The organism is Streptomyces sp. NPDC006643 (genome assembly GCF_042870175.1).
In the GTDB taxonomy this organism is placed as follows: domain Bacteria; phylum Actinomycetota; class Actinomycetes; order Streptomycetales; family Streptomycetaceae; genus Streptomyces.
In genome coordinates this window covers 189,200-210,828 of the sequence record NZ_JBIAHA010000020.1, presented here as the reverse complement: position 1 = coordinate 210,828, position 21,629 = coordinate 189,200, and the positions used below count along the sequence as shown (strand labels likewise).

13 protein-coding genes, 1 pseudogene and 2 CRISPR repeat arrays are annotated in these 21,629 nt (G+C 66.8%); of the genes and pseudogenes, 10 read left to right on the top strand and 4 right to left on the bottom strand.

The window, feature by feature from the left end; all coding sequences use genetic code 11:
• The 3 genes from ACFYNU_RS26690 to ACFYNU_RS26680 all read left to right on the top strand — a co-directional run.
• A partial coding sequence (locus tag ACFYNU_RS26690; RefSeq protein ID WP_356593606.1) for a DUF6531 domain-containing protein occupies nucleotides 1–3,900 on the top strand: 3,900 nt, incomplete at its 5' end.
• The gene (locus ACFYNU_RS26685) at nucleotides 3,893–4,573 is read left to right on the top strand and encodes a histone-like nucleoid-structuring protein Lsr2 (protein WP_356593607.1); all 681 of its coding nucleotides are present in this window, start codon (nucleotides 3,893–3,895) and stop codon (nucleotides 4,571–4,573) included. The genes ACFYNU_RS26690 and ACFYNU_RS26685, both read left to right, overlap by 8 nt.
• A 640-nt stretch (nucleotides 4,574–5,213) precedes the next feature.
• The gene (locus ACFYNU_RS26680) at nucleotides 5,214–5,927 is read left to right on the top strand and encodes an HNH endonuclease family protein (protein WP_356593609.1); all 714 of its coding nucleotides are present in this window, start codon (nucleotides 5,214–5,216) and stop codon (nucleotides 5,925–5,927) included.
• Here the strand turns inward: ACFYNU_RS26680 and ACFYNU_RS26675 are convergent.
• Nucleotides 5,909–6,172 carry a DUF6207 family protein gene (locus ACFYNU_RS26675; RefSeq protein ID WP_388767408.1) on the bottom strand — a complete coding sequence of 88 codons (264 nt, stop codon included), beginning with the start codon at nucleotides 6,170–6,172 and terminating at the stop codon, nucleotides 5,909–5,911. The genes ACFYNU_RS26680 and ACFYNU_RS26675 overlap by 19 nt on opposite strands.
• 239 nt (nucleotides 6,173–6,411) lie before the next feature.
• Between ACFYNU_RS26675 and ACFYNU_RS26670 the strand changes: the two genes are divergently transcribed.
• Entirely contained in the window at nucleotides 6,412–7,053 is a 642-nt protein-coding gene (locus tag ACFYNU_RS26670) for an HNH endonuclease family protein (protein WP_356593613.1), read from the top strand.
• Nucleotides 7,054–7,068: 15 nt separating this feature from the next.
• On the opposite strand, the gene ACFYNU_RS26665 is transcribed toward ACFYNU_RS26670, so the two are convergent.
• On the bottom strand, nucleotides 7,069–7,242 hold the full coding sequence (locus ACFYNU_RS26665) for a hypothetical protein (protein WP_356593615.1): 174 nt from the start codon (nucleotides 7,240–7,242) through the stop codon (nucleotides 7,069–7,071).
• A gap of 284 nt (nucleotides 7,243–7,526) precedes the next feature.
• Between ACFYNU_RS26665 and ACFYNU_RS26660 the strand changes: the two genes are divergently transcribed.
• Entirely contained in the window at nucleotides 7,527–7,634 is a 108-nt protein-coding gene (locus tag ACFYNU_RS26660; protein ID WP_356593617.1) for a hypothetical protein, read from the top strand.
• 307 nt (nucleotides 7,635–7,941) lie between these two features.
• A CRISPR array of direct repeats spans nucleotides 7,942–8,468; the repeat unit is 21 nt; unit sequence GTTGCGATCCTCGGTCGCCCC.
• Between the two features lie 93 nt (nucleotides 8,469–8,561).
• On the opposite strand, the gene ACFYNU_RS26655 is transcribed toward ACFYNU_RS26660, so the two are convergent.
• Nucleotides 8,562–10,838, bottom strand: a complete 2,277-nt coding sequence (locus ACFYNU_RS26655) for a CRISPR-associated endonuclease Cas3'' (RefSeq protein ID WP_356593619.1) — start codon at nucleotides 10,836–10,838, stop codon at nucleotides 8,562–8,564.
• A gap of 281 nt (nucleotides 10,839–11,119) precedes the next feature.
• Between ACFYNU_RS26655 and cas5c the strand changes: the two genes are divergently transcribed.
• From cas5c to ACFYNU_RS26635, 4 genes are all read left to right on the top strand, one after another.
• Entirely contained in the window at nucleotides 11,120–11,890 is a 771-nt protein-coding gene (gene cas5c, locus ACFYNU_RS26650; protein ID WP_356593621.1) for a type I-C CRISPR-associated protein Cas5c, read from the top strand.
• A gap of 1 nt (nucleotide 11,891) precedes the next feature.
• On the top strand, nucleotides 11,892–13,721 hold the full coding sequence (gene cas8c / locus ACFYNU_RS26645) for a type I-C CRISPR-associated protein Cas8c/Csd1 (protein WP_356593623.1): 1,830 nt from the start codon (nucleotides 11,892–11,894) through the stop codon (nucleotides 13,719–13,721).
• Between the two features lie 58 nt (nucleotides 13,722–13,779).
• Nucleotides 13,780–14,649, top strand: a complete 870-nt coding sequence (gene cas7c, locus ACFYNU_RS26640) for a type I-C CRISPR-associated protein Cas7/Csd2 (protein ID WP_356593625.1) — start codon at nucleotides 13,780–13,782, stop codon at nucleotides 14,647–14,649.
• Nucleotides 14,650–17,913: 3,264 nt separating this feature from the next.
• The gene (locus tag ACFYNU_RS26635) at nucleotides 17,914–18,570 is read left to right on the top strand and encodes an HNH endonuclease family protein (protein WP_356593825.1); all 657 of its coding nucleotides are present in this window, start codon (nucleotides 17,914–17,916) and stop codon (nucleotides 18,568–18,570) included.
• On the opposite strand, the gene ACFYNU_RS26630 is transcribed toward ACFYNU_RS26635, so the two are convergent.
• On the bottom strand, nucleotides 18,552–18,797 hold the full coding sequence (locus tag ACFYNU_RS26630) for a DUF6207 family protein (RefSeq protein ID WP_388767403.1): 246 nt from the start codon (nucleotides 18,795–18,797) through the stop codon (nucleotides 18,552–18,554). The two genes, ACFYNU_RS26635 and ACFYNU_RS26630, sit on opposite strands and share 19 nt — an antisense overlap.
• A gap of 1,102 nt (nucleotides 18,798–19,899) precedes the next feature.
• Between ACFYNU_RS26630 and ACFYNU_RS26625 the strand changes: the two are divergent.
• Nucleotides 19,900–20,170: pseudogene (locus ACFYNU_RS26625) on the top strand (transporter); the annotation flags it as partial.
• Between the two features lie 31 nt (nucleotides 20,171–20,201).
• Nucleotides 20,202–21,576: a CRISPR direct-repeat array (repeat unit 37 nt; unit sequence GTTGCGATCCTCGGCCGCCCCGAAGGGCGACCGCCAC).
• Nucleotides 21,577–21,629 lie beyond the last annotated feature (53 nt).

The window sequence follows — 21,629 nt, the reverse complement described above, 5'->3', positions numbered from 1 at the left end:
GGCCACAACCACATCGGCAAGCACCTCGGGAAGGAACTGCCCGACGCCATCGGCCTCAGTTCCAAGACCCACAAGAACACCGACCTGGACATCGACGACCGCCTCAAGAAGATCAACGGCGGCGGTCATCGGGACGACGGCGACCTGGGCGACCGGCGCGGCGACTCCGGGGGTCCTGCCCGCAAACATCCCGACGACACCCGCATGAAGCCGGCGTCCCTTGACGGAGCGACGAACGATGCCCGCGGCAACGCGGTCTCGCTGGAGAAGAAGACCTGCGCCACCGACCCGGTCGACGTTGTCACCGGTGAGATGGTGCTGCCTCAGACGGATCTTGCTCTTCCCGGCATACTTCCGCTCGTCCTGCGGCGTACGCATCTGTCGGGGTACCGGTACGGGTACTGGTTCGGCCGTAGTTGGGCCTCCACTCTCGACGAGCGGATCGAACTCGACAACCGCGGTCGCGGCGCGCTCCTGGCGCGCGAGGACGGCTCGGTCCTCATCTACCCGCGTCTGCCCGCTCCCGGCGACCGTGAGGGTGTTCTTCCGCTGGAAGGTGACCGCCTGCCCCTGACGCACGGTGGCCTTGCCGACGACGTGACCACGTACGCGGTGACGGACCTGCGGTCAGGCTTGGTCCGGAGGTTCACCGGGAGCCCGTACCGTACGTCGAAGGCGCACTGGCTGACGGAGATCGAGGACCGGCATGGCAACGGCATCACCATCCGTCGCCGCCCTGACGGCGCCCCCACCGGTGTCGTCCACGACGGCGGCTACCACGTCACCCTCACGACCGGCGACAGCCGCGTACGCTCCACGGTCCTGCGCACTCCCGATGGTCCGGTCACCGTCATGACCTACGGCTACGACCCCGACGGCAACCTCAACGCGGTCACCAACTCCTCCGGCGTCCCGTTGCGTTTCACCTACGACGCCGACGCCCGAGTCACCTCCTGGACCGACCGCAACAACTCCACCTACCAGTACCGCTACGACACCGCAGGACGTGTCTCCCGTACCGTCGGCCCTGACGGATACCTCTCCAGCACTTTCGCCTACGAGACGGATCCGGAATCTGGTGGCGGTGTCACCCGCTTCACCAACTCCCAGGGCGCCACCACCATCTACCGTCTCAACGACCGTCGGCAGGTCGTGGCGGAGACCGGCCCTCTGGGGAACACCAGCCAGTACGTCTTCGACGCCTACGACCGGCTCGTCGTGGCAACCGATCCGCTCGGGCAGACAACGGAACTGGAACGCGACGCCTTCGGCAACGTCATAGCGATGACCGCCCCGGACGGGGAGCGGACCTGGGCCACGTACAACGACCTCGGACTCCCAGTCGAGGTGGTCGAGCGAGGAGGCGCCCGATACCGGTACGTGTACGACGCGCGCGGCAATCGCACGGCCGTGGTCAGTCCTCTCGGGGCAACGACGGAGTACCGGTACGACAGCGCGGGCGGTGTCGTCGAGATCCGTCCCCCGGCGGGCGACCCGATCCGCGTCCGGAACAACGAGGCGGGCCTGCCCGTAACGATCACCGCGGTCAACGGTGCCGAAGCCGTCTGCACCCGTGATCCCTTCGGCCGTGTGACCGGCGTCGCCGACGCCCTCGGCGGCTCCGTCCACCAGGAGTGGACGGTCGAGGGGAAACCGGCATGGCGCGAACTGCCCGACGGGAGCCGGGAGGAGTGGACCTGGGACGGTGAAGGGAACCTTCTGCGGTACACCGACCGGATGGGGCGGGTCAGAGCCCACTCCTACACCCACTTCGACCTGCCCCTCGAAACCAGTGCGGACGAAACCTCCTACGCCTTCACCCATGACACCGAGTTGCGTTTGACGCAGGTCACCAACTCCGAAGGTGCTTCGTGGACATACGTCTACGACCTGGCCGGCCTGCTCGTCGAGGAGAGGGACTTCGACGGTCGCTCGATGACCTACACGTACGACGCCGTGGGTCGTCTGGCCGCTCGGCGCAACGCGGCAGGGCAGGTGTTGGAGTACGAACGCGACATCCTCGGCCGCGTGGAGCGGGTCACCCACGAGGGCAGCACCCTCGCCGCTTTCGCCTATGCCTCCAGCGGCACCGTCCAGGAGATCGTCAGCCCAGACGCCCGGATCACGCGCGAGTCCGACGTCACCGGCCGCCTCATATCGGAGACGGTGAACGGGCAGACCTTCCGCTACAGCTACGACGCGCAGGGTCGGCGTGTTTGGCGGCGTACCCCTTCCGGTGCCGAGAGCAGCCTTCACTACGGCCCGGAGGGATTGACCGGCTACGGCGTCGGGGACCATGCCTTCAGCTTCGAGCGTGACTCCCTGGGCAGGGAGACCACCAGGACCCTCGACGATTCCCTGGTGATGCGGCAGTCCTGGAATCCGGTAGGCCGGCTCACGGAGCACAGCATAGAGACGGCGGACGCCGAGGTTCTCGCCAGGGCCTTCACCTACCAGCCCGACGGCACACCCGTCGCCATCGACGACAACATCACCGGCCGCCGTACCTTCACGCTGGATGCGGGCGGCCGTATCACCGGTGTGCAGGCACGAGGCTGGAGCGAGAAGTACACCTACAACAGCGCGGGCGACCAAGTGACGTCCGATGTCAGTGCACGATCCGCACCTGTACAGGACACGGCGGGTGAACGTCACTACGACGGCACCCTGTTGACCCGCGCCGGCCGACGTCACCACACCCACGACGAGCAGGGACGGCTCGTTGAACGGAGCAGCCGCTCACTGAGTGGCAAACGGCTGACATGGACGTTCGACTGGGACGCCGCAGACCGTCTGATCCAGGTCAGTACTCCTGACGGCACCCTCTGGCGTTATGTCTACGACGGCCTCAACCGCAGGATCGCCAAGGTCCACCACCATGCTGACGGCACGGTCATCGAATCGGTGCACTTCAGCTGGGACGGACCACAACTGGCGGAACAACGGGCCGGTGACACCATCCTCGTATGGGACTACCTCGGTCTGCGGCCCCTGGCTCAGCGAGAGGTGAAGACTCGGAGCGAGGCGGAGTCGTACGGTGGCTCCGACGGCGACGACCAGCGCGAGATCGACCGGCGGTTTTTCGCCATCGTCACCGACCTCACCGGCGGCCCGCAGTACATGCTGGCCCCCGACGGATCCATCCCCTGGCGTGCGCGCACCACGACCTGGGGCACGACGCAGTGGAACAGCAACGCCACCGCCTACACCCCGCTCCGCCACCCCGGGCAGTACTTCGACCCGGAGACGGGGCTCCACTACAACGTCCAGCGCTACTACGATCCGGACAGCGGGCGCTATATCAGCCCGGACCCGCTCGGCCTGGCACCTGCCCCGCACCAGTACGCCTACGTCAGCAACCCGTTCGTCATGGCGGACCCTCTGGGTCTGGCCGGGTGCTCACCGGACCACACCTGGGGCGGCAGGGTCGTCTTCGTCCGGGACGAGCACGGTCGCCCCTTCGAGATGCACGCCACGATCACCCGCGACATGCTTGATGAAGGCACCGAGGCCAACCAGCGTCACAGGCCGCCGGGCTTTATCGACGGGAACCTCTACAACCAGGCCCGTGGACACATGCTCGCCCGGATGCTCGGAGGCACGGGCGACGACCTGGACAACCTCTTCACCATCACGCAGAACCCCACCAACAGCCCCCTCATGCGGGATCTGGAGCAGGACATCTACAACGCGGTCATGGGGGATCCCGCCAACGGTGTCCCGGGCCAGACCGTCCAGTACAGCGTCTTTCTTGAGTACACCGACGACACGGCGACTTCGGTGCCCTCACGCGTCTTCATGGCCGCCGACGGATCCGGTGGATACTTCATGGACACCAACTTCGCCAACCCTGAACACGCAGCGCAGCAGAATCGACGCAGACTGGGAATGAATGACTGATCTTGAGGCCCTTGTCCGGCTGTGTCCTCCCCCGAATCCGGCGATGTACATCGACTGGAACGGAATCGAGGCCACGCTCGGAATGCCCCTGCCTGACGACTACAAGGCCCTCGCCGACCGGTACGGGCCCGGATACTTCTCCGACTACCTCACCCTTTACCATCCCCACGGACCCACCGAGTACGTCAACCTTATCGGCCCCATGCCCGCGCGAATCCGGGCCCAACTACGCACGGACTACGACCGCGGCACACACCCCGTGCCCTACGACCCCGACCACCTCTTCGCCTGCGGTGTGACCGGCAACGGCGAGTACCTTTTCTGGATCACCGATCCCGTCACCGACAGCAGCCGCTGGCGGATCGCGGTCAACGAGGCCCGCGGGCCCCGCTGGTTCACCTACGACGGAACCGTTACCAGCTTCCTCCTGTCCGTCCTCACCGGCGAGACACACGTACCCCAGTTCCCGCACAGCCTGCTCGACGTTCCCCCCACGTTCACGCCCTCACATCCCGTTCTCCTGAAACCCCAGCCCTACGACCGTCTTGCCTCCGCCCCCGTCGACACCGCCGCCGTCCGCGCGTGGGCTCGTGAAAACGGGTACGACGTACCGTCCCGAGGGCGCGTTCCCCCGGAGATCCTCAGAGCGTGGGACAACGCCCAAAGCCGCTGAGCCTGCCTCTCAAGGCGCAGCCACGCATCGTGTCGACGAAGAGCTCGGCCAGTCCACGGACATCTCCCAGTTCCACTCGCAAGCGGGAGACGATGTGCCGGTCCAGTTCTCCGACCGCCCGGTCGGTGAACGCGAAGGCAACGTGCCGGCAGCTCCACGCCAGGCAGTCGGAGTAACTTCACCACCCGTCGGGCGATGACTTCGGTCGTTCCGGATCCAGCGCACGCGACGATTCCCCGGTGCGCGGTCCACGGTGTTGACCACTGCCAGCTGATTCGAGGTCAGCTGCACGAGACGCCATCACTCGCCACAGCGGGGACCTGCTCCCCGAGCGATGGACGGCGTACCAAGCGGAGCTGAAAGTCGCTTCAGCGCTGCGACACCTGGCCTACCTCCCGTTCGGATCTCCTTGAAAGCGATGTCGTGATCGCATCGGCCGTGCTGATCGTCACGAAGGGCTCGCCCCAAGAAGCCTTCTCAGGCGCCGGCGCCCGCACATCATGTCGACGAATCCGGACCGGGGCGGTCATGCCGGGAGCAGTCCGCGAGCCATCCGCTCCACGGGAACGCGTAGAGGCCCTGGGGCGATGTGAGTTGACGTTTCTGCGGTGAAAATCTTCGTCCGTACGGGGGAGCGGGTATGGAGATCGGCCCGACGGGCGGCGGGGAGCCGGTATCACTGCGGTTTGTGATCAAGAACCTGTTGCGCGGCCTCGCGCTGTCCGCCTCCGCTGTCGTCCTCGTTCCTCTTCTCTCCGCCACCCCGGCCCACGCCGAGGTCCTGATGCTCTCGGACGCTGTCGGGCAGCTGCCCGAGGCGGTGGAGAGCCGGAACGGTTACCAACGCACCAGCTTCCGGCACTGGAACACCGGCCTTGACCTGGACGACGGGTGCAACACCCGCAACGAGGTCCTCCTCGCCGAGGCGCTGGACTCCCCCCAGGTGGGCGCGAACTGCGCCCTGACCGGCGGGCGGTGGTTCTCGTACTACGACGAGCAGACGGTCACCGACCCCGGCAAGCTCGACATCGACCACATGGTCCCGCTCGCCGAGGCGTGGGACTCCGGCGCCTCCGCGTGGTCCCCGGCGCGGCGTGAGGCGTACGCGAATGACCAAGGCGCGGAGGGCTCGCTGGTTGCGGTGACGGCGCGTACCAACCGGCAGAAGTCGGACAAGGATGTGACTGACTGGCTGCCGCCGGCCACCGGGCAGCAGTGCCGCTACGTGGGGGAGTGGGTCGCCACCAAAATGCGGTGGGGCCTGAGCGTCGACAAGCGCGAACTCGAAGCGCTGAAGGTCTTCGCCGACGGGCCGTGCGAGACCACCGCCGTTGTCTACACCCCTGCGCTGTAGGTCCAGTCGAAGGGACTGGGCGGGGTGCCGGGGCGCCGGATGTCCGCATGCACACGGGCGCGGACTCCCGGTACCCCAGGCTCCCGTCGTACGGGGGTGATGCCGGAGGTGGCCCACAACCGCTCCAGTTGTGCCATCACGGCGTGCGCGGTCGCCTCGTCGGGGGCGGTGACGTCAAGTACGACCAGTCCGGGCTCGGGAATTTGTGTCGCGTCGATGCGGTCCATGCCCTGCCCGACGCACACCGTGCTCCCGACGGTTCGCCCTTGGTATCGGAACCACCCGTACGGGCGGCGCCGCTCGCTCCTACCTTGTCGGCGACTTCTGCGGCGCGCTGCCGTTCACGGTCGTGCAGGGCCCGGACGTTCACCTGTTGACGTGCCGTCACCCGGATTTCACGCAGGCGGTCTACCCGCATAGAGCCGGGGCCGCCACGATGGGGGCGCTCCTTGCGATGTCCGTCCCCAAGCCCGGGAGAATCCTCATGCGCCCCACCGCCCGCCGTGGTGTACTCGCCACCGGTATCGCCGCCGTCACCACGGTCGCGACGCTCCTGAGCACCACCCCCGCCCAGGCCGCTCTCCCCACCCCCATCGCCGCGTCCACTGCCCGCTCCTACCTGTCGTCCCTGACGGTGACGACGGAGCACTCGCGCACCGGCTACAACCGTGACCTGTTCCGCCACTGGATCACGATCAGCGGCGCGTGTGACACCAGAGAGACGATCCTCAAGCGCGACGGCACGGGCGTGGTCACGAACTCGTCCTGTGCGGCCACGAGCGGCAGCTGGTACTCGCCGTACGACGGCGCGACCTGGTCCGCCGCCTCCGACGTCGACATTGATCATCTTGTCCCGCTCGCCGAGGCATGGGACTCCGGCGCGTACAACTGGACCGCGTCGAAGCGCGAGCAGTTCGCCAACGACCGCACCCGCCCCCAGTTGCTGGCGGTCACCGACAACGTCAACCAGTCCAAGAGCGACCAGGACCCTGGTACCTGGTGGCCGTCGCGTACCGCCTACAAGTGCACGTACGCCCGCGCCTGGGTCCAGGTGAAGCACTACTACGGGCTCACCGTCGACTCGACGGAGAAGAGCGCGCTGTCGTCCGTCCTCAACGGCTGCTGACCGGGCCGCTGAGTGTCACCCCGCCCGCCCGCGACGGGAAGTCGCGGCGGGCGGGGCCAGTTCCGGGAGCGGTTCCATGGCGAGCGCGGCACACAGCCGGCCGAGCTTGGTCGGCGGGTAGTGCCGCGGGGCAGGGGCGGCACCCAGGCTCTTGATGAGACGGCCGAGCGGGCTGTTGGCTGCGGGCATGCGTCCTCCGATCGGGCAGACGGCGCACCGGTGGTACGACCGTGTTCCGCGAGCGATCAACGAGCACACGCCCCAAGAGTGATGGGGTGGCGGGTCGGCTTCGATACACGGGTGCCTGACGCCGATTATCCCGGAGATCGTGCCAATCACCACGATCCGCTCGCTGCGCCGATTCGCGAGCCCGAGCACCGTGGTCGTCCCGCCGGGGCTCGCCGAGCGGATGCTCGGCGACGAAGACGACCCCAAGGGCGGTCAGGGCGCTCGGTATCGACCACGCCACCGAGATGTGCCGTCGGCTGATCAGAGAGGAGGCTCCGGGTCTGCGCTTCATGACCATGAACTTCTCCGAGGTGACGACGGAGATCAATCAGAATCTGGGACTGCGTTCGTGACTACCCGCGCCTGGAGCGCGATCGGGGCCGCCACCCCTGGTCGGACCCAGGCACGAAGGGCTTCTGACCAGGCAGTTTATGGCCTGAGTGAAGGTTCTCGCCTTCCGTCTAGATCGGGCTCCATCAGGGTGTTTCTGCCCGTTCCTGCCCGCTGTTGGTCACGCGTTGCCACGTGGCCAACGATCGGGACGGCTGTGGGCGCTGTCGCGTCAGAAGTGGTTCGTCGGCGCTGGAACCGTTGCTCCTCGGCTGCCCGGAAGAACGACCACCACCCGTCCCGACCAGAGAGGTCGGGCGGCATCTTGCGATTGCGATCCTCGACCGCCGCTCCTGGCGGTGATCCCGTGCCGGGCCCGGCCGGTGTCGTTGCGATCCTCGGTCGCCCCGACGGGCGACCGCCACTCCTCGTCGAGGGGACGCCCGAGGTACCACCAGCCGTTGCGATCCTCGGTCGCCCCGGAGGACGACCGCCACAGCCGGGCGGCAGTGGCGCGGGTGAATCCGTAGGCGTTGCGATCCTCGGTCGCCCCAGAGGGCGACCGCCACACCCCGGGATTGTCTGCTGTGTCGCTCGCGTCCCTGGAGTTGCGATCCTCGGTCGCCCCGGAGGGCGACTGCCACGACGGCATCGCCCGCGTGGCCGTAGCCGACCAGACCGTTGCGATCCTCGGTCGCCCCGGAGGGCGACCGCCACGGCGCCACCCGAGTCCATCACCCCAGCCTGAGGAGATGTTGCGATCCTCGGTCGCCCCGGAGGGCGACCGCCACAAGCGCGCCGACATCCGAACCCTCTACGCGGACTGGTTGCGATCCTCGGCCGCCCCGAAGGGCGACCGCCATTTTCGGTTCCGTTCCTGCGGGACTACCAGCGCCATGAGTTGCGATCCGCAAGCCTAGAGGTGGGGTGTTGTGTGGTGGTCTGAATCGTCATGCTGGGGGTTCGATGCCTCGTTGGGGGTGGTAGGGGCCGACCCACTCGTGCAGGTCACCGGTGACCTCGATTGCGTGGCCGGTGTTGATCGCCAGTTGCAGTTCTCGCTCGGGGATGGATGCCATGTGTTCCTGCAGGGTGCGGTAGGTCGTTGGCGTCGGCAGGCCGTGGCGGAGCTGGGCGACTGCTTTTTGGGCGGCGTGCCGGGTCTCTATTTCGAGTTGGGGGCGGATGACGACCACGGCTACGGAGTGTTCGTTGTCGATGATGCGCATTCTGTGCGCGACCTCCGGGTAGTGCAGCTTCGCTCGCAGTGCTTCGATGGCTTCTCCGGTGGCTCCGTTGGGGTCCTTGGAGTGTTGTCCTGCCTGGAGACGGTAGCGGTGCTGGTAATACGAGCGGAGGGCGTTCAGATTGTCGGGAGCGGCCAGCCTGTCGCCGAAGCGGCGGGACGCTGCTGCGATGGCGCACGTGTTGTAGACGAGCTCCGGGTTGAGGCCGTCCCGGGGATCGAAGATGGTCATGACGCTGTCCTGCGCGGGGCGCTTGCCCTCACGGTTGACTCGTCCAGCGGCCTGCTGTTCGGACTCCGGGGTTGATCTGGCGCGGTATCCGCGGGGGAAGTCGAGGTTGACGCCGGCTTCGATGAGCGAGGTGGACACGAGGAGAGTGTCCAGGCCCTTCTCCAGGCGTTGCTTCGTGTTCTGGATGGTTTCCCGCCGGTGGCCGCCGGTCATGCGGGTCGACAGGTGCAGGGCGCCTGGGTTCTCGTCGCGGTTCGTGCTTTGCCAGACCCGGTGGACCTGGCTGGCGTCCTTGGTTCCGTTGACCACGACGAGGGCCTGGTCGTGCTTCACCGCCTCGGCGGCGATGCTTGTGAGGGTTACCTCCGGGCCGGTCCGCCACTCGTATCTGACGCGGCACAGTTGCTCGAAGAGTGGCGCGGGGTCGGCGACGACGTCACGCTGCGGGAGGCCGGAGCGCCAGGGGTTGAGTGCGGCGAGTTCCGGCTGGGTCGCTGAGGACAGTACGAGGGTCACGCCGTAGTGCTCCACGAGTTCTCGCAGGCCGGAGAGGATCGGGGTCAGGAGCCTGTCGGGGAGGGCCTGGACTTCGTCGAGGACGATCACGGAGTTGGCGAGCCGGTGAAGTCGGCGGGTGGCCCAGGGGGTGTTCCCGAAGATCGTTTCGATTAGGCGGACGGTGGTGGTGACGATGAAGGGGGCGTCCCAGTTCTCGGTCGCCAGTTTCGCCCACCGGTTGGGCTGACCAGCCTTCTGGCCCTTGCGCGCGTTTGTCGAGGTGACGGCGGACTGCGGCGCGCGTTGTGGAGCTTCGACGTTCACAGCGGAGTGGTGTTCCAGCACCACCGGCGGTCCTTGCTCCGGGTCCAGGAGGCTTCGGTATTCCGCTGCGTTCTGTTCGGTGATCGAGATGAACGGGACTGCGACGATCACGCGCCGCAGCCCGTGGAGGGAGGCATGGCGGAGGGCGAAGCCTCCGCCGGTGAATGTTTTTCCGGCGCCGGTCGGAAGGTGCAGCCGGTACACACCCGGCTTGCCAGCGGCGGCTTCGAGTGCCTCCTGGTAGACGTTCTCGCGGAGCTTGTCCAGCCAGGAAGCGCCCTTGGAGCGCTGGCGTTCAGCGAGGGCCTCCTGGCGGCGGGCCTCGTATCTTGCCCACAGTTCCGGCATGCCGACGTGCGGCCGGATGTGCGTGCCGGGTCTGAAGTGGGCGGTGGTGTCGAGCCGGTCGGCGTCGACCACGGCCGAGTAGGTCATGCGGACCAGCATCTCCACAGAGACCCTGTCGCGCGGGTCGAGCCAGTCCGGAGCCCCCGGGTGGGAGCCGTCCAGGATTTCCGGCATGACCGCGGCGACTCGGTGGATCGCTTCGTCCACCTCGCTGGAGTCGGCCATCAGGGCTTTCAGCCGGAGCCGGACTTCTGACCACGCGGACAGACCGGTGTGGTGTCCCTGGATCACACCGGCGCAGGGCAGCAGAGCGGGAAAAGGCTCGGTCGCCCGGGCGAACAAGAGGGCTCCGGCGTCGTTGTGCGGAGGCCGTCTGACCTTGCGGCCGGTGGCTGCCTCCTTGATCAGCCCCTCCTGCCACGCACAGGCTCCTTTGCCCGCGTCGTGGTCGCGCCCGAGCCGGTAGGCGAGTTCACCGCCACCCCACGACTCTGCGAACCGACGGGCCAGCTCGCCCGTACCGCGGGCGTGGTCTTCATACCAGTGCCAAGCCCCTTGGTGGCCCGGCGAGTGGGCCACGAGCCTGCCTTCCGGAACCGGCAAAGACCTACCTATCGTTTCAACTACCTTATATGCAACTGAGTTTGACATTTCATCATCAACCCGTCGAGAATTCATCAGGTCACCGCATTTCGTTAGCGGTCCCTCCTGGGACACGTGACTCGCGGATCAGGCATCTGTCGACCTGGGGTCACAGCGGCGTTTTGGTGGCCGCAGAGAAACCGGGTCGATCGCCAGTGTCGTGACGGTAACGGGCAGCACTGACAACCGGCCGAGCCGCACATGGAGGGGGAAGTTGCATGACCAGACAGCAGACCCGGCGACGCGGTGAGCGCGCGGACCGGCCGCTCCACGTAGAGGTGGAGGCGTGGGGGTCGTTGGCCTGCTTCACGCGTCCGGAGCTCAAGGTCGAGCGGGTCTCGTATCCGACCATGACCCCTTCCGCGGCGAGGGGGTTACTGGAGGCCATCCTCTGGAAGCCGGAGATGACCTACCGGGTCGAGAGGATCGAGCAGCTCAAGCCGGTGAGGTGGACCCGCTTCCGGCGCAACGAAGTCAACAACTCGATCATCACCAAGAACGCCTACGACAGCCTGCGAGCCAACAACGGCTACCGCTACGACGTCGCCGAGGACCGTGGCCAGCGGGTCACCGTCGCGCTGAGCGACGTCGCCTACCGCATCCACGCGACCATCCACGCCACCGACCGGTGCACCGCGCCCCTGCCGAAGTACCGCGACCAGTTCGACCGACGGCTCGCACGCGGCGCCTGCTACGAACAGCCCCATTTCGGCTGCCGCGAGTTCGCAGCCTTCTTCGGGCCTCGCGGATCGGCTGAGGAAGCTGGCGCGGTCACTGCCGCCGACCAGGCAGGCATTCCGCCCATCGACGAGCTCGGGCTGATGCTCCACCACATCGAGTACCTCCCGAAGGGCAAAGAGCGCTACCACTGGTTCCGAGCCGGCCTCAAGCACGGCGTTCTCCACGTGCCCGACCGCTCGCTCGCCCCCGCCGAGGTCAGTGGCATGCCCGGAGCCGAGGGACGCCCCTCGGCGGAAGAGGTGGCCTGACGTGCTGCTGCAGAGCCTCGTCCAGCAAGCCGACAGCCGCCCGGGCGATACCCCCGAGTTCTACCTCGCTCGCCGGGTCATGTGGCAGATCGATCTCTCCAGCACGGGTAAGGGGAACGCCGAACCGCTGGTCATCGACCTCCGCCAGGAACAGCGAAAGATCACCGCGCCGTACACGGGACGCTCCGGGTCCAAGCCGGCACCGATTCTGTTCGCTGACACCGCGCAGTTCGTGCTGGCCCATCCGGGGCTCGCGTATTGGCCGGACGGGGAGAAGGTCCTCTCGACCAACGCTGCCGACGTCACCAAGGCGAGGACCCGGCACGCCTCCTTTCGTGACTTGGTCACGTCCTGGTGCAACGACCACCCGCAGCTTCCCCAGGCGCAGGCGGTGACCACCTGGTTCAACAGCCAGACGCCGACCGCGTGGCCGCTAGAGATGGACAAGGACCACCTCGTCGCCGTCAGCGTGGACGGCGAGTGGATCCACAACCTGGCGGAGGCCAGGAGCTGGTGGGCCGACAAGGTCAAGAAGGCGAAGAGCGGTAAGGCGGGAGAGGCGAATCAGGGACTCTGCCTCGTGTGCGGACACGTCATGCCGTTGCTGTCCACGCTCCCGGTTCCCATCAAGGGCATTCCCAATTCTGGGATGAACACCCAGCTGGTCTGCCTCAACCAGCCCGCCCACTTCAGGGCCGGCACCAAGCAGCTCGGTGCCACTCCCATCTGCGTCGATTGCGGCACCAAGTCCGCCACCGCCCTGAACACGCTGCTCGCCGACCCCGGACACCGCGCCTTTGCCGACGACTCCGCCATCGTCTGGTGGACCCGCGCTCCCGATACCGACACCCCCATGTGGACCCTGCGCGATCCCCAGCCCGAGGAGGTGGCCCAACTCATTGCCGGAGTCAGCCACCCCCGGCGGGGAAGAGACGCACTGACAGTCCTCGATGAGAACGCCTTCCACGCTCTCACCCTGCGGGTGAACACCAACAGAGTCATCGTCGCCGACTGGATCACCATCCCCGTCCCCGAACTGAAACAAAGACTCGGGACCTGGTTCACCGACCAGCAGACCTGGGACGGCTGGAACAACACCTACACCTACTGGTCGGTCTGGCGACTCGCCCTCGCCTGCGCCCGCTGGGACAAGCGGAAGAACAAGTACGTCGACACCACCATCCCCAAGCACCTGCAGGCAGACCTCATCAAAGCCGCCCTCCACGGCGCCGCGCCACCGGCCCATCTCCTGCCGGTCCTCCTGCAGCGTGTCCGCGCCGACCACCACCTCGACCGACCCCGCATCGCCCTGCTGCGCCTCGCCCTGATCCGTACGACCACTCGCCACAAGGAGCTCTGTGTGCCCCAGCTGAACCCCCAGTCAACCGAGCCCGGCTACGTATGCGGACGGATCATGGCCATGCTCGAAGCGATCCAGCGCAAAGCCATGCCCAAGGTCAACACCACCATCACCGACAAGTACCTGAGCACGGTGGTGGTTTCCCCCCGAGCCGTCCTCACCCGGCTCCGTATCGGAGCACGACCGCACCTGCGCACCATCGCCCGCACCAGTGGGCCCGCGGCCAAGGCCATGGACAGCAGACTGCGGGACGCCTTCGACCTGCTCGATGCCATCCCCGCCCACCTGAGCACCGAACAGCAGGCCCTGTTCATCCTCGGCTACGACCACCAGCGAGCTCACTCCGCACGCGCTGCGGCAGAAGCCATCAAGGCGAGGGAAGCCGGCAAGGAACTCGCCGCAGAGCAGGAAGCGGACGCCCTCCCCGAAGCCTTCGCCAAGGACCTCGACTCCCCGGACAACACCCTCTAATAGCGCCGCCGTTGGTTTACCACGACGCCACAGTCCCGGAAGGACACCGAGCACAACCATGACCGACGCGCACCTGGACCCCACCCGCAAGCACGACTACGTCTTCCTGATCGACGTCAAGGACGGCAACCCCAACGGTGACCCCGACGCCGGCGGCATGCCCCGCACCGACCCCATCACCGGACAGGGCCTCATCACCGACGTCGCCCTCAAGCGCAAGATCCGCAACACCATCACCCTCGTCCACCAGGGCCAGCCCGGCTTCGAGATGTACATCGAAGAGGGCGTCGCCCTCAACCCGCAGATCCAGCGCGCCTACATCGTAGGGGGCGCCAAGGAAGGCGAGACCGCCACCGCGCAGGAGTGGATGATCCGCAACTTCTACGACGTGCGTCTCTTCGGAGCCGTCATGTCCGTGGGAGACCAGAAGAAGCACGCGGGAAGGGCCCGCGGGCCCATGCAGCTCACCTTCTCTCGCACCATCGACACCGTCACCCCGCTCGAGGCTGGCATTACCCGAGTGGCGCCGAACAAGCCCGAGGACCTGGCCAAGGGCAAGGTCACCGAGATGGGCAACAAGCACTACATCCCCTACGGCCTCTACCGCGGCCACGGCTTCTACTCCGGAGCGCTCGGCGCCAAGGCCAAAGTCACCCCGGAAGACCTCACGGCCTACTGGCAGGCTCTGACCATGATGTTCGACCACGACCGGGCATCCTCCCGCGGCGAAATGGCTCTCCGCGGCCTGTACGTCTTCTCCCACGACGACGCCTACGGACGCGCCCCTGCCCACAAGCTCTTCGACCTGATCCGTATCAAGCCTCTCGGCCACAGCGAGGCACGGTCCTGGGACGACTACACCAATCGGATCACCATCGACAAAGACAAGATTCCCACGGGAGTGACCCTGACGCAGCTCATCGACTGAACTTGTCTGCCAGGGCCGCTCGGATTGCAACATCGAAGACACCTGGTTTCCAAACATGGAAGATAAATGGCGGTCATCCGTCAGGGCGGCCGAGGTTCGTGACACCCACCGGTGCGGCTTCATGCCCGGCAATTACGACGAGGCGGTCGCCATCCAGAGCGGCCGAGGATCGCAACTTCTTCGCCACTCAGGAGTCGAGCCACTGCCTCTCACGAAGGCGGTCGCTCTCCGGAGGCGCCCGTGAATCGCAACCTGTCTTGCGCGGTGAAGGCTGGGGCTGACGCTGGTGTGGAGGCCGCCTTCCGCGACGACCGAGGATCCCAACGAGGTCTCCGGGAATGTCTCGTGTCAGAACGGCAAGCCTGGGCGTCTGAGGATCACAACTTCGAGGTGAACAAGCGTCGGGCGGGCGGGGAAGAGGTGGCGGTCGCCCTCCGAGGTGACCGAGGGTCGCAACTTGGTCTGGAGGTGGAAGCGGGCACCGTCGAATATGGTGGCGTTCGCCCTTTGGGGCGGCCGAGGATCGCAACGGCACCCAAGCCGAAGACCTGGGTGCAGCTCTGTTCGCACTGGACCGATTCGTCGTCGTGGCTAAGAACGAAGACGTCTCCGACGTCGGAACCCTCGGCCAGCAGGGGCCCACTGTCGGTCGCCCTTCGGGGCGGCCGAGGATCGCAACTGGAAGGGTTGGGGCTTTGACGAGATGGTCTCCAGCCTGTGGTCGCTCTTTTGAGCGGCAGAGGATCGCAACGCCGCGCGAGTCATCCGGATGGCTGGCATCTACGACTGGCGGTTCACCCCTTGCGGCGGCCGAGGATCGTAACGCATACACGGCACACTCGGCCCGGCCCGGGCATCAGTGGCGGTCACCCTTCGGGGCTCGACCGAGGGTCGCAACAGGTCGAGGCCAACGATGTATGGGGCGCTGGCTTCATCGTGGTGGTCACCCTTCGCCGCGACCGAGGATCGCAACCGCCAGGCCGTCATCGACCTTTGTGCTGGACGGCCGGCCGGGTGGCGGTCACTGTTCGGGGCGGCCGAGGATCGCAACCACACCGCCTGGCGGTTGGGGCTGGGCAGCATGCCCCGTGGCGGTCACCCTTCGGGGCGGCCGAGGATCGCAACTTCCATACCGGCCGCACTAGCCCGATCATCACCGCTGTGGTGGTGCGGTCACCCTTCGGGGTGACCGAGGATCGCAACACCACCACCGTCAACGCTGTGCGCCCCACCTCGATGTGGTGGTCACCCTTCGGGGCGACCGGGGATCGCAACATCCCTGCGATCGGGCGGCATCCGGCCGGGACTCCGGTGGCGGTCGCCTTTGGGGGCGACCGAGGATCGCAACTACCAAGGCACCATCCCCAAGCCGCCCGCCGGGTGGAGTGGCGGTTGCCCTTCGGGGTGGCCGAGGGTCGCAACGGGATCAGCACCAGCGAGCGGATCTGGACCGCTCAGAGGCGGTCGTCTTTCGGGGCTACTGCAACTCAGCACACCCGCCGTCAGTCAGTCCGATATCGCGTCGTTTCGAATTGGTATTCCATGCGATCACATGGGTTTTTCCGTTGGTGTCAAGGGGGCCACCCTTGCGGTTCACGAACTCAGCGGAAGTCCTTCGGCGGCCACTCGTGGGTGGTGGCATGCGGGAGAACATCCATGAGCCACCGTCAGGGAATATCCCCGGTGCTCGGTTGCTGAGGGATTGCCGCTTGGAGTTAGTGCTTAGAAGGCGCCTGGCGTATTCGGTGGGCAGTCCCTTTTACCTGTGCCTTTAAACCTTCCTGACGTGACGTCGGGTGTTTTGTGGGACCCATGTGGGATCTGCGGTCTTTGAGGCTGTAGGACTTCGGCTTCTGGGACCTCGTGGAGGAGGGGCGGTTCCGCCGCTTCGTGCAAGGGCGCGAACCGCCCATGGGTGAGCCCTCTTCAGGCTCAGGGTGGATGGTCACCGCGAGCCTGGGGCGCGCATTGCCTCAGCGCGATGAGGGGGCCACCGTCCAGGTCTTGTGCCACGGGTGCCGCTTTGTCAAGGCGGGAAAGGATCTCAGGACAGAGCTAGGGCGGGACTGAGGCAGTCGTTGCCCCGTGATCCCATCATCCTCGGTTGTCGAGTTCCTTCCGCTGGAGAGCAATATCCTGCTCATGCTTACGGGCTCGCTCCTGCTCACGCTGTCGCTGCCACTCTCGCAACAGTTCCTTGCGGTGAGCGGAGGACTGCGGCCACACCGCGCGGACGAAACGCGTAACACCGAAGACAACGATTGCGAGGGCCGCCACGCCCAAGACAGCCCACCAAGGGGCCGCGTCCGGCAGGGAAAACATGATACTGAACCTTCCGACCTCGAACGGTCGGCGGGTCACCTAGGCAGCCAGTACGGCGCTCCCAAACGCACGACTGCTGTGATGCCCGCCCCGGTAGATCATCACGGGGAAGACAGAGTTCGGGCCACGTGGTGCGACCTGTGGTGATGTATCGAGTGGGATGGGAACCCAGACTGGACAATCACGGGGTTCCACACCCACAACCACGAGGAGCAAAAGTAGATTGCGGCGCTGGGAGCTCACCCTGTAGGCAAGAAGTTCCGCAAGGGCGGAGAGAAACTCCGCAACCAAATTTTGCGTCCCATCTCCTATGGGTGCACTGCGCAGTGCTTCTGCCGCTTCACGCAGACGTTCTTTCGGTGGCTTAACTGGGGGACGCGACCTGTTAAGGCGTCCAATCTTCTGGAGGCATTCGGCAATTGATGTCTCGAATAGCTCAGAAAAGCTCCGAGAGAATTTTTCGTAGAGGCCCTCCGCAATGCGGATCTCAGTGGGAGTTAGGTCCATCTCGTCCACAAATACAGGGAGCAGCCTCGTCTGTTTGACGTATGAACCGGAGATCCTGATATCTGTACTGGAGAACCGCATTCGAGAATCAGAGCGCACCTGGATCGCGTCGGGGAACGCCTCGGACTCTGTGGACACCCCGTCCTCCCGCTTGTCGTTCCGTCACTTCCGATCCCTCGCACGAGTGTAGCGCCGGGGTGTGACAGCCCACTCCGTCAGAAGGTGACTCCCTGTGCCGAGGCACTGCTCGGCGAGGACGCGCTCCCCAACGACCTGCCGTACGCCACGACAGAACGGCCATCCGATTCACGCCGCGCACGGTCCTGCACCGGCGCCTGAGCTGATCGTTTCTGCGGTAAAAGTCTGCGTCCGTACGGGGGAGTGGGCACACCGATCGGCCCGATGACCGACCAGGAGCCGGTATCACTGCCGGTTGTGATCAAGAACCTGCTGCGCGGCCTCGCGCTCTCCGCTGTCCTCGTCCCCCTTCTCTCCGCCACCCCGGCCCACGCCGAGGTGCTTGTGCTCTCGGACGCTGTCGGGCAGCTGCCTGAAGAGGTGGAGAGCCGGAACGGCTGTCAGCGCACGTCCTTCCGGCACTGGAACGTCGGCCTCGATCCGGCTGACGGGTGCCACACGCGCAGCGAGGTCCTCCTTTCCGAGGCGCTGGAGTCCCCTCAGGTGAGCGGAAGTTGCGCCTTGTCCGGCGGGCGGTGGTTCAGCTATTACGACGAGCAGACGGTCACCGACCCCGCCAAGCTGGACATCGACCACATGGTCCCGCTCGCCGAGGCGTGGGACTCCGGAGCCTCCGCGTGGACCGGGCAGCGCCGTGAGGCGTACGCCAACGACCAGGACGTGGAAACGTCGCTGGTCGCGGTGACCGCGCGCACCAACAGGTCGAAGGCCGGCAAGGACCCGGCCGACTGGCTGCCGCCGGCCACCGGACAGCAGTGCCGCTACGTGGGGGAGTGGGTCGCCACCAAGCTCCGCTGGAACCTCAGTGTCGACAAGCGCGAGCTGGAGGCGCTGAAGGTCCTCGCGGACGGGCCCTGCGAGAACGCGGCCGTTGTCTACGCCCCCGCGCCGTAGGGAGAGTTGAGGGGATCGGGCGGGGTGACGGGGCGCCGGATGTCCGCATGCACGCGGGCACGGACTCCCGGCACCCCGGGCACCCGTTGTACGGGGGTGATGCCGGAGGTGGCCCACGTCTGTTCGAGTACGGCTATCACTGCGTGCGCGGTCGCCTCGTCGTGAGCGGTGACGTCCAGGACAACCAGGCCCGGCTCAGGAATTTGCGTCACATCGATATCGTCCATGCCCTGTCCAACGGAACTCGCGTCCACGGCGGTTCGCCTGCGGTGTCTCGATCACCCGTACGGGCGTCGCCGCCCACCCACGTCGACGGCTTCGCCGCATGGTTTCGTTCACGAAGCCTGGTGCCTGGCTGTTGACGTGCGGTCACCGGATTTCAGGCACCTGGTCTACCGATGCGCACGCTGGCCGCTTGGTGGAGGCGTGCCGCTGGCCTTCCCGGGAGGACGCGTCCTCCCGGCTCGCCCCGGACTTTGGGAGCGGTTGCAGGGCGAGCCCGGCACCGAGTCCTCCCGCCCTTCTCGTCACGTAGCGCCGCGGGGTACGGGAAGCACTCAAGCTCGTGAGGAGGCGGGCGAGCCGTCGGCTGTAGGCATGCGTCCCGCTGTTTCGTTGCGGCATGAAGGCGCAGACCGCGACGTTTCGGTCGGTGGCGGGAGGAAGCCACCGCACTCGCCGGGATCTCCACCGCGAACCACCTGTGCCTCGTGCACGACCGGGGCCGCCACCCCTGGCCTGATAGAGACGTGAGGGCTCTCTGACTAGGCAGTTTACGGTCCGATTGGCGGTTCTCGCCTTCCGTCTAGATCGGACCTGATCAGGGTGTTTCTGCCTGTTCCTGACCGCTGTTGGTCACGCGTTGGCCACGTGGCCAACGCGGGGCGGGCGTGGGGCTGTCGTGCCAGACGCGAGCCTCTCGCCAACGAGCCCACGGGAACGTGCCGCTCATGGCATGAGCCTGTGGTGAAGTTCCCGCTTCAACGTGTAGCGGGTGGCTTAGCACCACGTCACTGATCTGGCAAACATGCAGGTAAATAGGGGTCTGATCCTCTGGGATCGGGCCCCTAGTATTTTCCCGTGCTGGATAGGTGCTGGACAATCTGATCCCACGTCACCTGTCGTCACCCCTCGTCACCCGCACCGTGCTGGATTGGTGCTGGACAACGGCGAGGCCCCGGAGGGGCCCTGCGAGGGCCAGCCTATGGAAAGGGCAAGCGGGCACGATCGAGCCCATTCGCACACTTCTTTCACGACTCCGAAGCCGGTCCACGCAAGCAAACTCGTGCCCACTCGGCGTTGATGCTCTCTGAGCCGAGGAGGGGTAGGGTGTCGGGCCTGAAGCTGTTCCACACGACGAAGAGCGGTGTGACCGAGGTCGCGCCGCGTCTTGCTGAGGGTCGAGGCGGATGTGGAGGGCCTTGCCGAGGCGCACATGGAGACGCCGCTGGGTGTCCGTTTTCTGGCGAGCGAGTACGGCACGGGGCCGGTTCATGGGGGCCGAATCGACTTGCTCGGGTTGGACGAGAGCGGGTCGCCGGTCATGGCGGCATACAAGCGCTGCGTCGATGCCAGCGTCATCAACCGGGGCCTGTTCTACCGCCACCGGCATGTCCAGGCTGTCCATCACGGCTGCGATCCTCGGTCGCCCGGAGGAAGCCACCGCCACGTGGGCCATCCACCAGGCGACGGGCCAACGGCGGTCGATGTTGCGATCCTCGGTCTCCCCGGAGGGCGACCGCCCCTATCCACGACCCGCTCCGCAACGGCCTGCTGTGCAAGTTGCGATCCTCGGCCACCCTGAAGGGTAACGCCACGGCCGCGCCGGGCGGCGGACCGTACGGGGCCCCGGTGTTGCGATCCTCGGCCGCCCCGTAGGGTGACCGCCACGCCCGGATCGAGGTCAGCGAGTCCCCTCCGAGAGCGTTGCGCTCTTCGGCTACCCCGAAGGGCGACCGCCACGCCACGGCGCTGCCCATCGACATGCCGAGCGGGGCGTTGCGATCCTCGGTCGCCTCGAAGGGCGACCGCCACTCGGCCCCGAGCTAACGACGCCGCTCGTCACCGAGGTTGCGATTCTCGGTCGCCCCGAAGGGCGACCGCCACAGGGCCGGCCGTCGGGGCGAGTTGTGGCGCACTCGGTGTTGCGATCCTCGGCCGCCCCGAAGGGCGACCGCCACCCTCGTGGGGACGTCGGCGGTATCAACTGCCCCCGGGGTTGCGATCCTCGGCCGCCCCGAAGGGCGACCGCCACGGCGTTGATGGCTTTCCTTGAGGCAAAGCGTGTCGGTTGCGATCCTCGGCCGCCCCGAAGGGCGACCGCCACTCCGCGTCGCGTACACGTGCGAGGCAATCTCCGAGTTGCGATCCTCGGCCGCCCCGAAGGGCGACCGCCACGCGGTCGCGTTGAGGCCGACGTCGAGCATCGGGTCGTTGCGATCCTCGGCCGCCCCGAAGGGCGACCGCCACAGTACCGGTGCCGGCGGTGCGGCGCCGAGGAGACGGTTGCGATCCTCGGCCGCCCCGAAGGGCGACCGCCACCGCCGGGGCTCGGGTCTGGGTGACCACCGCGATCGTGTTGCGATCCTCGGCCGCCCCGAAGGGCGACCGCCACACCCAGTCCCCCGCCCACCACGACAGTCGCATGATGTTGCGATCCTCGGCCGCCCCGAAGGGCGACCGCCACCGGTACCCGAAGGCTGGCTCTGCTGGCAGTGCGAGACGTTGCGATCCTCGGCCGCCCCGAAGGGCGACCGCCACTCCGGGGCGACCGAGGGTCGCAACGGTGGCGTCGACCTTGAAGCCGCGGTTCAGCACCCGTGTGGCGGTCACCCTCCGGGGCGACCGAGGGTCGCAACACCGCGAGCTGTCCGTGCCAGTCTTCCGGGTCCAGGAGTGGCGGTCACCCTCCGGGGCGACCGAGGGTCGCAACTCCGGAGGTCCCGGCCGGTGATCGCAAGGGCATCGAAGTGGCGGTCACCCTCCGGGGCGACCGAGGGTCGCAACGTTCGGATTCGGCCCTGTCCAGTCCCGTCCGCTCCACGTGGCGGTCACCCTCA

Coding starts and splice junctions, on each gene's coding strand:
- ACFYNU_RS26685 (WP_356593607.1), top strand. CDS start 3,893: ATGACTGATCTTGAGGCCCTTGTCCGGCTGTGTCCTCCCCCGAATCCG.
- ACFYNU_RS26680 (WP_356593609.1), top strand. CDS start 5,214: ATGGAGATCGGCCCGACGGGCGGCGGGGAGCCGGTATCACTGCGGTTT.
- ACFYNU_RS26670 (WP_356593613.1), top strand. CDS start 6,412: ATGCGCCCCACCGCCCGCCGTGGTGTACTCGCCACCGGTATCGCCGCC.
- ACFYNU_RS26665 (WP_356593615.1), bottom strand. CDS start 7,242: ATGCCCGCAGCCAACAGCCCGCTCGGCCGTCTCATCAAGAGCCTGGGT.
- ACFYNU_RS26660 (WP_356593617.1), top strand. CDS start 7,527: ATGTGCCGTCGGCTGATCAGAGAGGAGGCTCCGGGTCTGCGCTTCATG.
- cas5c (WP_356593621.1), top strand. CDS start 11,120: ATGACCAGACAGCAGACCCGGCGACGCGGTGAGCGCGCGGACCGGCCG.
- cas7c (WP_356593625.1), top strand. CDS start 13,780: ATGACCGACGCGCACCTGGACCCCACCCGCAAGCACGACTACGTCTTC.
- ACFYNU_RS26630 (WP_388767403.1), bottom strand. CDS start 18,797: ATGGACGATATCGATGTGACGCAAATTCCTGAGCCGGGCCTGGTTGTC.